Annotated in this window: 14 protein-coding genes; 8 read left to right on the top strand and 6 right to left on the bottom strand. The window is 63.8% G+C overall.

The window, feature by feature from the left end; all coding sequences use genetic code 11:
* The first annotated feature begins 46 nt into the window (after positions 1 to 46).
* Positions 47 to 1,564: an MDR family MFS transporter gene (locus tag ACVWZP_RS12785; protein WP_108524352.1), complete on the top strand. Its 1,518-nt coding sequence runs from the start codon at positions 47 to 49 to the stop codon at positions 1,562 to 1,564.
* A 69-nt stretch (positions 1,565 to 1,633) separates the two neighbouring features.
* Here ACVWZP_RS12785 and ACVWZP_RS12780 read toward each other — a convergent pair whose 3' ends face one another.
* Positions 1,634 to 2,473 (bottom strand): cache domain-containing protein, encoded by an 840-nt coding sequence (locus ACVWZP_RS12780; protein WP_057004993.1) that lies wholly within the window; start codon positions 2,471 to 2,473, stop codon positions 1,634 to 1,636.
* 50 nt (positions 2,474 to 2,523) lie between these two features.
* Positions 2,524 to 3,297, bottom strand: coding sequence for a transporter substrate-binding domain-containing protein (locus ACVWZP_RS12775; RefSeq protein WP_457369828.1), 774 nt, complete (start codon positions 3,295 to 3,297; stop codon positions 2,524 to 2,526).
* 410 nt (positions 3,298 to 3,707) lie between these two features.
* On the opposite strand from ACVWZP_RS12775, the gene ACVWZP_RS12770 reads away from it, so the two are divergent.
* The 5 genes from ACVWZP_RS12770 to ACVWZP_RS12750 all read left to right on the top strand — a co-directional run bounded on the left by ACVWZP_RS12770 (position 3,708) and on the right by ACVWZP_RS12750 (position 8,367).
* Positions 3,708 to 5,078 carry a glutamine synthetase family protein gene (locus tag ACVWZP_RS12770; protein ID WP_046384337.1) on the top strand — a complete coding sequence of 457 codons (1,371 nt, stop codon included), beginning with the start codon at positions 3,708 to 3,710 and terminating at the stop codon, positions 5,076 to 5,078.
* Between the two features lie 101 nt (positions 5,079 to 5,179).
* Positions 5,180 to 5,779, top strand: a complete 600-nt coding sequence (locus ACVWZP_RS12765; RefSeq protein WP_126588990.1) for a class I SAM-dependent methyltransferase — start codon at positions 5,180 to 5,182, stop codon at positions 5,777 to 5,779.
* Positions 5,780 to 5,901: 122 nt separating this feature from the next.
* A complete protein-coding gene (rnd, locus tag ACVWZP_RS12760; protein WP_046384335.1) occupies positions 5,902 to 7,035 on the top strand; it encodes a ribonuclease D in 1,134 nt (377 codons plus the stop codon).
* The gene (locus ACVWZP_RS12755) at positions 7,032 to 7,325 is read left to right on the top strand and encodes a YcgL domain-containing protein (protein ID WP_017848744.1); all 294 of its coding nucleotides are present in this window, start codon (positions 7,032 to 7,034) and stop codon (positions 7,323 to 7,325) included. The genes rnd and ACVWZP_RS12755 overlap by 4 nt, the downstream gene beginning before the upstream one ends.
* 109 nt (positions 7,326 to 7,434) lie before the next feature.
* Entirely contained in the window at positions 7,435 to 8,367 is a 933-nt protein-coding gene (locus ACVWZP_RS12750; RefSeq protein WP_017848745.1) for a D-2-hydroxyacid dehydrogenase, read from the top strand.
* Positions 8,368 to 8,418: 51 nt separating this feature from the next.
* On the opposite strand, the gene ACVWZP_RS12745 is transcribed toward ACVWZP_RS12750, so the two are convergent.
* Positions 8,419 to 9,012, bottom strand: coding sequence for a nitroreductase family protein (locus ACVWZP_RS12745; RefSeq protein WP_017848746.1), 594 nt, complete (start codon positions 9,010 to 9,012; stop codon positions 8,419 to 8,421).
* A 153-nt stretch (positions 9,013 to 9,165) separates the two neighbouring features.
* Between ACVWZP_RS12745 and ACVWZP_RS12740 the strand changes: the two genes are divergently transcribed.
* Complete coding sequence (locus ACVWZP_RS12740) at positions 9,166 to 9,615, top strand: YcgN family cysteine cluster protein (protein ID WP_017848747.1); 450 nt, start codon at positions 9,166 to 9,168, stop codon at positions 9,613 to 9,615.
* Between the two features lie 13 nt (positions 9,616 to 9,628).
* On the top strand, positions 9,629 to 10,849 hold the full coding sequence (locus ACVWZP_RS12735; protein ID WP_301555903.1) for a hypothetical protein: 1,221 nt from the start codon (positions 9,629 to 9,631) through the stop codon (positions 10,847 to 10,849).
* A 65-nt stretch (positions 10,850 to 10,914) separates the two neighbouring features.
* Here ACVWZP_RS12735 and ACVWZP_RS12730 read toward each other — a convergent pair whose 3' ends face one another.
* The 3 genes from ACVWZP_RS12730 to ACVWZP_RS12720 all read right to left on the bottom strand — a co-directional run bounded on the left by ACVWZP_RS12730 (position 10,915) and on the right by ACVWZP_RS12720 (position 12,375).
* Positions 10,915 to 11,265: a YgaP family membrane protein gene (locus tag ACVWZP_RS12730; RefSeq protein ID WP_457369827.1), complete on the bottom strand. Its 351-nt coding sequence runs from the start codon at positions 11,263 to 11,265 to the stop codon at positions 10,915 to 10,917.
* Between the two features lie 68 nt (positions 11,266 to 11,333).
* On the bottom strand, positions 11,334 to 11,801 hold the full coding sequence (locus ACVWZP_RS12725) for an RNA methyltransferase (RefSeq protein ID WP_017848750.1): 468 nt from the start codon (positions 11,799 to 11,801) through the stop codon (positions 11,334 to 11,336).
* 199 nt (positions 11,802 to 12,000) lie between these two features.
* On the bottom strand, positions 12,001 to 12,375 hold the full coding sequence (locus ACVWZP_RS12720) for a YajD family HNH nuclease (protein ID WP_003210675.1): 375 nt from the start codon (positions 12,373 to 12,375) through the stop codon (positions 12,001 to 12,003).
* Between the last annotated feature and the right edge of the window lie 24 nt (positions 12,376 to 12,399).

Here is a 12,399-nt window from a genome sequence, read left to right as displayed (position 1 = left end):
TGCCCGCAGGTCGCCTTTTCCTGCGGGCCTTGCTCGAAGGTTTACCGTGACTCAGCTCAATCAGCCTACTCCAGCCGTACCTGCCGTGCGCAGCATCCTCGTCTCGTTGATGATGGCGATCTTCCTCGGTGCCTTGGACCAGACCATTGTCGCCGTGTCCATGCCGGCCATTTCCGCGCGGTTCCACGACGTCAACCTGCTGGCCTGGGTGATCTCCGGCTATATGGTGGCGATGACAGTGGCGGTGCCGATCTACGGCAAGCTCGGCGACCTGTACGGGCGGCGGCCGATGATGCTGATCGGCATGGGCCTGTTCACCCTGGCGTCGCTGTTCTGTGGCATGGCGCAAAGCATGGAGCAACTGGTGCTGGCGCGGGTGCTCCAGGGCATCGGCGCCGGCGGGATGATTTCGGTGAGCCAGGCGATCATCGGCGACATCATCCCGCCGCGCGAGCGCGGGCGTTACCAGGGCTATTTCAGCGGCATGTACGCGGTGGCCAGCGTGGCCGGGCCGGTGCTGGGCGGTTATATGACCGAGTACCTGTCCTGGCGCTGGGTGTTTTTGATCAACCTGCCGTTGGGCGCCGGCGCCTGGTACGTGGCCCATCGCAGCCTGGTCGGGCTGCCGTTGCCGCAACGCAAGCCGATCATCGATTACCTCGGCACCGTGCTGCTGATCATCGGCTTGAGCGCCTTGCTGCTGGGCATCACCGAGATCGGCCAGGGCCATGATTGGCGCAATGACTCGGTACTAGCGTTGCTGGCCTGCGCGCTGGTGGCGCTGAGCATATTTGTCTGGCATGAGCGGCGTGCGCGGGAACCGTTGTTGCCGATGCACCTGTTCGCCAACCGCAGCGCGGTGCTGTGCTGGTGTACGATGTTTTTCACCAGTTTCCAGGCGATTTCCCTGACGGTGCTGATGCCTTTGCGCTTTCAGACCGTGACCGGTTCCGGCGCCGACAGCGCCGCGCTGCACCTGCTGCCGCTGGCGATGGGCTTGCCGATGGGCGCCTACTTTGCCGGGCGCATGACCTCGGTGACCGGGCGCTATAAACCGCTGATCCTCAGCGGCGCCGTGTTGAGCCCCTTGGCGATTCTCGGCATGGCCTACAGTGCGCCGCAGGCGATGGGGCTGACGGCGATGTTCATGCTGTTGTGCGGCATCGCTGCCGGCATGCAGTTCCCGACCTCGCTGGTGGGCACGCAGAACTCGGTGGACCAGCACGATATCGGCGTCGCCACCAGCACCACCAACCTGTTCCGTTCCCTGGGCGGGGCGGTCGGGGTGGCGTGCATGTCGGCGTTGTTGCTGGCGCTGTTGCAGGACTCCAGCTTTGCCCACCTGGCCAGCGGCGCGCTGGTGGTCGAGGGCGGTTCCGGCAGCGTCCTGCTCGACGGCCTGAACGCCGCCCCAGGCCCGGCGCAGGATGCCCTGCGCGGAGAACTGGCGGTGACGTTCCGGCATTTGCTGATGGTCAGTGCGGCGGTGTCGTTGCTGGGGTTGGCGGCAGCGATTGCGATGCCTGATCGCATGCTGCGCGGCCGTGAAGACAAGGCCCGCTGACGGGCCGGCTGGACATCCAAATGTGCGAGCGGGCTGGCCCGCTCCCAGCGGTTTGACCGCCTGTGCAATTCAAGGGCTGTAATAACCGACCGCCACCATGAAATGCCCGGTTTTGCGCAAATACGCGTGCTTGTTCTCGACCTTGCCGGTCACCGGGTTTTTCCAACGGTACTTGTACTCACCCTGATCCTGCTCCGCCATCAACTTGAGGATCGGTGCGCCCACCGGCTTGCCGTCGGGGTCCTTGATCTTGCTGAAGTCGGTGTTGATCAGCCGCAGGTTGGTGCCATGGGCGACATAGCGCCGGGTATCGAGGTCGACCACGAACACGTAGAGATCGTCCTGCAGGAAACCGCCCTGCAATGAGTTGATCGCCTTCAGCGTGCCGGCTTCATCCTTGACCAGCGCCTTGACGGCCTGGTCCCGCAGCGCTCGCGCCTGTTCCGGCGTGGCCCGTGGCAGGTAATAGCCCACCGCGAGGATGCGTTCGCCGACACGCTGATAAAACACATGCTTGTGTTCGATCTTGCCGTCGTTCCAGTTCTGCCAGCGGTAGTCGGCCTGCTGGATGCCCTGGCCTTCCGGCGCCTTGAGCGCGTCCTTGAACGACTGGCGCAAATCCGCCCCGAGCACTTCGGACACATCGCGGCCGATCAAGGCGGAGGAGGGCCCGCCGCTGGCCAGCAACACGCCCTGGGTGTCGACCACGAACACATAGCGGTCATGGTCGACGAACTCGCCCTGGCGGCTGAAGGCGGCGAAGGCCTTGTCGCCATTGCTCTGGTAGTAGGCCAAGGCTTTCCCCAGCAGAGCCTTGGCCGCCTGGGCGTCCTCCTCCGGCAAGGTGGCGGCGTGTACCTGGCTGAAACCCAACAGCAACAGCCAGCTGAATCGGAGCAGTCGCTTCATTATCCGTGCCTCGTTCTTATGGATGTGAGCACAGCTTAGACGGCTGCGGCTCAGGGCGCCGCCAGCCATTGATTGACGATGCCGTCGTACACCCCGGTGGCCACGCTCAGGTGCAACCACTGGTCGACGTAACTTTTCCAGGCCACATCGTCGCGGGGCAGCAGGAAGGCTTTCTCGCTGTATTGCATCTGCCGCTGCGGGTTGACCGCGCACAGCCCCGGCTTGAGTTTCTGCTGGAAGCGCGCCTCGCTGGCGTCGGTGATCATCACATCGGCCTTGCCCGCCAGCAGTTCGTCGAAGATGGTTACGTTGTCGTGCAGGCGCAGTTGCGCCTGGCCCAGGTGCGCCCGGGCGAACACTTCGTTGGTGCCACCCGCCGGTTCGATCACCCGCACCTGCGGCTGGTTGATCTGCTCGACGCTCTGGTAACGCTGCACATCGGCGCAGCGCACCAGCGGGATCTTGCCGTCGACGCCGAGGGACTGGCTGAAGAACGCCTTTTCCTGGCGTTCCAGCGACACCGAAATACCGCCCACGGCGATGTCGCAGCGGTGCGCGAGGAAGTCCGGCATCAGGCTTTTCCAGGTGGTGGGCACCCAGGCGATCTTGGCGTTGAGGCTCTTGGCCAGGGACTCGGCCATGGCGATATCGATGCCTTCGTAGCGGCCATCGGCACGCAGGAAGGTGTAGGGCTTGTAGTCGCCGGTGGTGCAGACGGTGAGCGTGCCGCTGTCGAGCACGTTGTCCAGGCGCGAGGGGGGCGTGTCCGCGAAGGCGGGTGTCGCCAGACTCACCAATACACACAGGGCTAAAGGAGCTTTCATGCGGTCGAGTCCTTGGGCATGATCGGGCGGCCATTATTTCCAGCAAGATGGCGGGGTGGCAAGGACGGCGAATGTTTAGCCAACGTGCAACCAAACTCCGTCAACCCTGAATTGACGCCCCTGACCCGGCGTGTGACGCTGCCGGGCATCTCCCTCACGGTGATTCGCCCATGGACGGTTACCCCGACACTTACCCCGAGACACTGCCTGGCGTCGTCGCGCCGAGCGGTCCGGCGGATGTCGAGGCGTTGCCCTCCGCGCTGGCTTTCTGGGCCCTGTTCCACTGTCGACATGCGCGCCCACCAGATACCTCTCTCCTACGTTGATCTACCCGATGGATGACGCGCACCTGCGCGCATCCGCCCGGCGGCGCCTGTGCGCCTGCCTGACGCTAACGTATGAGAATTGCCATGAGTGTTTTTGCCAGCCTGCACGAAGCCCGCTCTTTCCTTGAGCAGAACCCGGACATCGAGATGTTCGAGCTGTTTATCCTCGACAACAATGGCGTGCCGCGCGGCAAGTTGCTGCATCGCGACGAACTGCTGGCGGTGTATGAAAGCGGCCGCCCGCTGCCCAGCACCATCCTTGGCCTGACCATCCATGGCGATGACGTGGAAAACTCCGGGCTGGTGTGGGAGGTGGGCGATATCGACTGTCGCGCCTACCCGATCAGCGGCAGTTTGCAGCGCATGCCATGGCGGCTGATTCCGACGGCGGCGGTGCAAGTCAGCATGCACCCCACCGAAGGCTTGCCCGCCACCGTGGCCGACCCCCGGCACGTGCTGGCCAGGGTGATCGACGGGCTCAAGGCCGATGGTTATTACCCGGTGATGGCGGCGGAACTGGAGTTCTACCTGCTCGACCAGAAACCCGACCACAACGGCCGCCCGCAACCAGCGCGCGACATGGACGGCGGCCGCCCGCGTGCGACCCAGGTCTATGGCCTGCGCGAGCTGGAGCAGATCGAACCGTTTCTCGCCGACCTTTACAGCGCCTGCAAACTGCAAGGCATCCCGGCGCGCACGGCGATTTCCGAATACGCGCCGGGCCAGGTCGAAATCACCCTCGAACACCGCACCGATGCCCTGCAAGCGATGGACGAAGCGGTGCGCTACAAACGCCTGGTCAAAGGCGTGGCGCACAAGCACGGGATGACGGCGTGCTTCATGGCCAAACCGTTCGACGACCTGGCCGGCACCGGTATGCACATGCATGTCAGCCTGGCGGACGCCGAGGGCCATAACCTGTTCGCCAGCGAGGCCGCCGACGGTACGCCGCTGCTGCGCCAGGCGGTGGGCGGCATGCTCAGCACCTTGCTCGATTCGCTGCTGATGTTCTGCCCCAACGCCAACTCCTATCGCCGCTTCCAGACCAACAGCTATGCGCCGCTGGCCGCTACCTGGGGCGTCGACAACCGCACTGTCAGCCTGCGTGTGCCGGGTGGTCCGGCGCCGTCGCGGCACATCGAACACCGCCTCTGCGGCGCCGACGCCAACCCTTATCTGGCGGCGGCGGCGATCCTCGCCGGTATCCACCGCGGCATCCGCGAACGACTTGACCCCGGCGCTCCGGTGGAAGGCAACGGCTACGCCCAGGCCAACGCGTTGCTGCCCACCGATTGGCTCACCACCCTGCGCGCCCTGGAAGACTCCAGCTGGGCACGGGAGGCGTTCGGCAGTGAGTTTCTCGGCGTGTACCTGGCGGTGAAACGGGCTGAATATCGGCAGTTCATGGGCGAGGTGGGCGAGCAGGACTGGCGCTGGTATCTGCACTCGGCGTGAACGGATTGACGGTGGTGGTTTTTTCGACCTTTTTTTCACGTTGCACTGGTTAAGCTGCGAATCAAGGTCATTCACTACCGTTCCACTCACATGAGCCCGTGATGTTGTCACCACCACTTTCGTCCATCGAGATTGAATACGCCGAACGCTGTGACCGTGAGCACGCCAGGGTCTGCGGCGATACGCGCCCGCCTGGGCTGCGTCAGCGTCTGGCGGCGTGGCGTGACGGGCGGCTGGTGCGCAATGCCCTCAAGGTGGCCGGCGAGCCCGGTCTGATCCTCGACCTGGCCTGCGGTTCGGGGCGGTTCTGGCCGGTGTTGGCCGAACACGTCAACCGGGTCATCCTCGCCTCGGATAACTCCCAGGACATGCTCGACCACGCCCGCACCCATCACCCGGCGGCGCTGCTCAAGCGGGTCAAGACCTTTCAGGGCTCGGCATTTTCCATCGGCTTGTCGGCGAACGCGGTAGATTGCATTTTCTGTCTGGAATTGTTTCGCCACGTGCCCAGCCGCGAAGGGCGCCAAGCGCTGCTGCAGGAGTTTCATCGGGTCAGCCGCGACACCGTGATCGTGTCGGTCGCCTCCCGGACGCCAGTGGAGGGGGAGTTCTGCCAGGCGGGGTTCCAGGTCCTGAATCACCAGGAGTTCATTCCTGGCTCCAGCGTATGGCGTGTCTACGTTCTACGTAAGATGGGATAACTCCAATCTGTCGGACTATTCTTTACACGCTGTCGGAGTTTTCATGATTGCGTGTGCACTGCGGATGCTCGCAAGTCCCTTCCGCGATATATACTGCGCGCCATTCTTCAAGGGAGAGCCGTGTGGCCATCGATATTCACTGGATCTGCGACAACGATAGCCTCGGCCAGCATTGCGCCGAATGGCAGCAGTTGCCATTCGTCGCCCTCGACACCGAATTCATGCGGGTCGACACCTTTTATCCCATTGCCGGGCTGATCCAGATCGGTGATGGCGTTCGCGCTTACCTGATCGACCCCCTGACCATCGACAACTGGCAACCGCTGGCGGCGTTGCTGGAAAACCCGGCCGTGATCAAAGTGGTCCACGCCTGCAGTGAAGACCTGGAAGTGTTGCTGCGCCTGACTGGCAGCCTGCCGGTGCCGTTGTTCGACACCCAACTGGCCGCGGCTTACCTGAACCTCGGCTTCTCCATGGGCTATTCGCGCCTGGTGCAAGCCGTGCTCGATATCGACTTGCCCAAGGGCGAAACCCGTTCGGACTGGCTGCAGCGCCCGTTGTCCGAGACCCAGGTGAGCTACGCCGCCGAAGATGCGGTCCACTTGGCCGAGGTCTTCATTCGCCTGCGCCCGCGGCTGTCGGACGACAAATACGCCTGGGTCCTGGAAGACGGTGCCGAACTGGTGGCCAACCTGCGCCGCGAAGTCGACCCTTACGAGGTGTACCGCGAGGCCAAGCTGGCGTGGAAACTGTCCCGTGCCCAACTCGCCGTGCTGCGTGAACTGTGCGCCTGGCGCGAGCAGCAAGCGCGTGCCCGTGACCTGCCGCGCAATCGCATCATTCGTGAACACTCGCTGTGGCCCCTGGCCAAATCCCAGCCGGATAACCTCGCCGCCCTGGGCAAAATCGAAGACATGCACCCGCGCACCGTGCGTCAGGATGGCCAGTTTCTGCTGGACCTGATCAAGCGCGCCGGCAGCGTGTCCATGGACCAATGGCCGCCCGCCGTGGCTGAACCGCTGCCGGTGGATGCCGCTGCGCTGATCAAGCACCTGCGCGCCTTGGGCCAGGCGCAAGCCGAACGCCTGGAGATGGCGCCGGAACTGATGCTGCGCAAGAAAACCCTCGAAGCCCTGGTCAAAAGTGGCTACCCCGACGGGCCTTACCAATTGCCAGACTCGCTGCGTGGCTGGCGCCGCGAGTTGATGGGCCAGGCGCTGCTCGACAGCCTGGCCACTGCCGGAGAACAGCCTTGAAACGTATTTGCTCCATCTATCGCAGCTTGAAACGCAACGAAATGTATCTCTACGTGCTGAAAAGCGATGCCCTGGAGCGCGTGCCGGAACCCTTGATGGAAGCCTTCGGCAAGGCCCATCACGCCTTCGACATGGTGCTGACGCCCGAGCGCAAGCTGTCGCGCGAGGACATCGCAGTGGTCCTGGAAAACCTCGAAAAGCAGGGCTACCACCTGCAAATGCCACCGGCCGAGGACGAGTACATCGAACACTTGCCCGAAGAGCTGCTGCGCCGCAACGACCCGATGTGATCGCGGCGTGCCCTGCCCGGGGCGCATTCTTTTCCATGGAATCGTATTAATGGATGGTGGCCGTAAGGATGCGGGCGGCCGTCCGCATTGTTTTTGAAAGGTTTGAACCATGCGTGTTCTGATTGCTGAACAGGATCACCCGCTCTACGCCCGGTTGCTGAGCGAAGCGGCCCCGGACCTCGAGGTGTTGACCAGCGGCGACTCGGCCGAACTCTCGCGCCTGGCGGCCGATTGCCCGGTGTGGCTCGGCCAGCCGGACCTGCTCGCCACCCTGTTGCGCCAGGGGCACCAGCCGCAGTGGCTGCAATCGACCTGGGCCGGCATCACGCCGCTGCTGGCCGACGGCCTGCCCCGCGACTATCGCTTGACCCGTGCGGTGGGGATTTTTGGCCAGGTCATGGCGGAATTTATCCTCACCTACATGCTCGGCCATGAACGCGAAGTCTTGGCGCGCCTGGTCAGCCAGGTCGAGCGCAAGTGGGACAACCGCATGGGCCAGAGCCTGGCGGGGCGCACGGTGCTGATCGTCGGCTGCGGTGATATCGGCCAGCGCGTGGCGCAGTTCCTCGTGCCGTTTGGCGTCAAGCTGTACGGCATCGCCAGCCAGGCGCGCGAGCAGGCGCCGTTTGTCGAAGTGGCCGCGCTCGATCAACTCGGCCGGCTGGTGGGCGAAGCGGACTACGTGATCAACCTGTTGCCCAACACGCCGAACACCCACGACCTGTACGACGCGGCGCTGTTCAAGCAATTCAAGCCGAGCGGGTTGTTTATCAACGTCGGCCGCGGCGTTGCGGTGGTTGATGCGGATCTGGTCGAAGCGTTGAAAGAAGGGCACCTGGCTGGCGCGGTGATCGACGTGTGCCGCCAGGAACCGTTGCCGCAGCGCCACCCGTTCTGGACCGCCTGGGGCTTGCTGCTGACCGGGCACAGCTCGGCGCCGACCTCGCCGTCGATGATGGTGCAACTGTTTCTGGAAAACGTGCGCGCCTACCAGGCCAAGCAAGTGTTGCGCGGTGAAGTGGATTTCGAGCGCGGCTACTGACACCGCGTCGAACCACAGGTGGGGGCTGGCGAGCCAGCTCCCACGTCAGTCCTAGAGACTGAAATCGCCTTGCGAAACCAGCTCGCTCAACGGCTTGCGCGGGCTTGGGGTCTCACGGCCTTGCAGGTACTCGGGCAAGCTCGACTTGTCGCCCAGCTTGCCAATCGCGACCGCCGCATGCAGCGCATAACCCTCGGGAATCTTCAGCTCTTTGCGCGTCAGCGCCTGATCGAAGCCGGCCATGCCATGGCTGTGCCAGCCGCTGAGGCTGGCCTGCAGCGCGAGGTAGCCCCAGGCCGAACCGGTGTCGAAGGTGTGCCACAGCGCCGGGGTTTCTTCGCTGGCGCCGGGGGCGATGAAGTCGGTTTTCGAGGCGATGATCACCAGGGCCGACGCATGCTGCGCCCAGTTGCGGTTGAATTCGTTCAACAGGCCGAGGAAACGCTCCCAGTCCGGCGTGTCACGGCGCGCATAGAGAAAACGCCAGGGCTGCGAGTTGTAGGCCGATGGCGCCCAGCGCGCGGCTTCGAAAAAACTCAGCAGGGTTTCCTGCGGGATGCTCTCGCCGGTAAAGGCGCGGGGCGACCAGCGCTCAGTGAACTGGGGGTTGATCGGGTAATCGGCAGCGCGGGGGTTGGTGCTCATGGGCAGTTCCTGATCGTCAATTCGGCGCTCAAAGCTACTGCGCTCCCGCTAGACTGACAAGTCTTGCAACACCGCCAGTCGTAAGCGCTTGGCCCCAGTGGCCTTGGGCACTAGACTGGCGGCCTTTTCACCCACCGATACCGATGTAGAGCCATGGCCGCCAAAGTCGAACCTTTCTGGATACGCAAAACCCTTGAACACCTCGATCAGGAGGAGTGGGAGTCGTTGTGCGACGGCTGTGGCCTGTGCTGCCTGCAAAAGCTCGAGGATGAAGACGACAACAGCGTCTATTACACGCGCATCGCCTGCAAACTGCTCGACCTGAAAACCTGCCAGTGCACCGATTACCCCAACCGCCGCGCGTCGGTGCCCGACTGCATCCAGCTCACCCCGGGCCAGGCCGACCAGTTCAAGTGGTTGCCGCCCACCTGCGGTTACCGCCTGGTCAGCGAGCGCAAGGACTTGCCGCTGTGGCATCACCTGGTCTGCGGCGACCGTGACGCCGTGCATCACGAACGCATTTCCCAGTCCGGACGCATGCTCCGCGAAGGCAGCGTGCCCGAAGAAGACTGGGAGGATTACCTGATCTTCCGCGCTGGCTGAACAAGGAGCGAGTATGAAGGGGCTGACCCGGCTGGCGGCAAGCCTGGTGTTGCTGGCGCTGAGCACACCGGCGTGGTGCGCGAAGAAAGTCGACTTGGACTATCACGTCAAACTGCTGCCCCAGAGCGATCAGGCTGAGGTGCGCGTGAGTCTGTCCCAGGGTTCGGCGGTGCGCAGCCTGGATTTCGAGTTGGGGCGCGACGGTGACTACAGCGATTTCAAGGCCGATGGCCAATGGAAAGTCAGTGGCCATCGCGGCCTTTGGCAACCCAGCGCCGACAAGGCCAGCCTGACCTACCGTGTACGCCTCAGCCATGCGCGCAAGCCGGGTATCTATGAAACGCGCATGACGCCGGGTTGGGCGCTGTTTCGCGGGGAAGACCTGGTGCCGACCGCGCACCTCGACCAGCAGGACGGCGTCGAGCTGGTCTCGCGCCTGGTGTTCGAGCTGCCGACGGGCTGGAAAAGCGTCGAAACCGCCTGGCCGCGTATCGGCAAGCACACCTTCCGGATCAACAACGTCTCGCGCCTGTTCGACCGCCCCACCGGCTGGATGCTCGCCGGTAACCTCGGCAGCCGCCGTGTGCGCCTGGGCGAAACCGACGTCACCGTGGCCTCGCCCAAGGGCCAGGCCATGCGCCGTATGGACGTGCTGACGTTGCTGACTTTCGTCTGGCCGCAGGTGGAAGCCGCGTTCCCGCGTCACCCCGCCAAGCTATTGATTGTCGGCGCCAGCGACCCGATGCGCCGTGGCGCCTTCTCGGCGCGCGACTCGGTCTACCTCAACAGCCGCACGCCGCTGGTCAGTGAAAACGGCAGCAGCCCGTTGATCCGCGAAGTGGTGCATGCCATCGGCCGCTTCAGTGACCATGATGCCAGCGACTGGATCAGCGAAGGCCTGGCGGAGTATTACGCGATCGAACTGCTGCGCCGTGGCGGCGGGATCACCGATGAGCGCTATGCGGCGATACAGGCGCGGTTGACCCGCGAAGGCAAGGACGTCACCAGCCTGCGTGGCGAGCACGTCAGCGGCGCAATCGTGGCGCGGGCAGTGGTGGTGATGCAGGAGCTGGATCGCGAGATCCGCGTGAAAACCCACAACAAGCGCTCGCTGGATGATCTTGCGCAAGTGGTGATGCGGGCGAACAGCGTCAGCACCCCAGAGTTTGTGCGACTGGCCCAGAGCATTATCGGCGAGTCGTCGGTGGTGCTGGACTCCAAGCTGTTGCGCTGACCCAGAATAAAGGTGGGAGCAAGCCGCCTCCCACATCTGGATCAGCAACAGACAGAAGACTTGGCTCAGCCGGTGGTTTTTGTGGCCTTTTCGGCCCCCGTTTGCGCCTTGGTCTTCAGGTTCTTCAACTCGTCACCGGCCCGCTCGATTTTCGTGCGCAGGCTGTTCATTTCCTGGCGACCTTGTTCCAGCTTGTCCTTGAGCGAACTGTGCCCGGTAAACCCACGCGTCAGCGCCACGCCGCCAATCGCCACCTGGAGCAGCCCGAAAATCCCGCCACGGCGCAGGCCTTTGCCGACCATGATCACGCCGCCGGCCACCGAGCCGATGCGCTCCCAACCGTGTATGTTCTGCGTGGGGCGGGCCTGGCGTGGGGTGGATTCAATGACAGGTCGCAGGGTTTTGCTGTCGCTCATGATCGGTCTCCAACAAGGGCTAGTGATACGCAACTGACTGTGTGCAGGCGCCGGATGTTCCCGGCAACTCAGTATTTGGGCCCCGAGCGGGTGTTATTGCCCTTGGCCAGGCGGTCGTAGAGCACCACGTTGACGGTGGCGGCGAGGTTCATGCAGCCGGTGGTCGGGATGTACACCACGTCTTCACACCAGTCGCGAATCTCTTTGTCGAGGGAGCCATCTTCGGGGCCGAAGATGTACAGCGCGCGGTCGGGGTGGGTGTATTCGGGCAGCGGGCGGGCGCCGTCCACCAGTTCGACGGCGACCGGGATGCAGCCCAGCGGCAGGATTTTTCTCAGGTCATCGATGCCGATCAGCGGAATGTCGTGGTGGACCTTCTTGGTGTCGGTGATGAAATCCCGGGCGCGCTCGTAGCGTTTGCCGGTGTAGAACACCGAGGCCACGCCGTAGCAACCGGCGGCGCGCATCACCGAACCGACGTTTTCGGGGGATTTGGGGTTATACAGACCGATGCAGCTGTAGCGTTTATTGCCCACGGGGAAGGGTGCCTTGGAGAAAAGCGGCGATTATACGGGGATTGGTCGGGCTGTGGTCGCTATCGAGCGCTGCGTCGCTGGCGCTGCCGCCTTCGCGAGCAAGCCCGCTCCCACATTGGTCCGTGTCCATGCTCTGGAATGCGGTCAAGGGTAGGAGCGGGCTTGCCCGCGAAGAGGGCGGGGCAGCCCGCGCGCAACTTCAGTCGTCTTTCTTCATCAACCCTGCCAACGCCGCGAACGGGTTGTGCGTGGCCTTGGCGATCGTCGGGCTGCTGGTGGAGCCTTCGCCGAAGTACTGCTGGTCGGTGTAGCGCGAGTGCTCGTTGTCGTGGCAGTACAGGCACAGCAACTCCCAGTTGGACCCATCCTGGGGATTGTCGTCATGGTTGTGGTTGCGGTGGTGTACGGTCAGTTCGCTCAGGCGCTTGCCGGCGAATTCACGGGCGCAGCGGCCGCACACGTGGGGGTACATTTTCAGGGCTTTGTCGCGGTAGCCCATTTCCCGGTCGCGCTGGGCATCGGCGAGGATGCGGTCGAGCTTGGCGGTGTGGGAGGGCGGGTTGGTCGAGCTCATCATGGCTCCTGTCTTCGGGTGGGT

This window comes from Pseudomonas sp. TE36184, from assembly GCF_054060055.1.
Note: the sequence above shows the minus strand (reverse complement) of the source record. Positions and strands in the feature narration are given on the sequence as shown.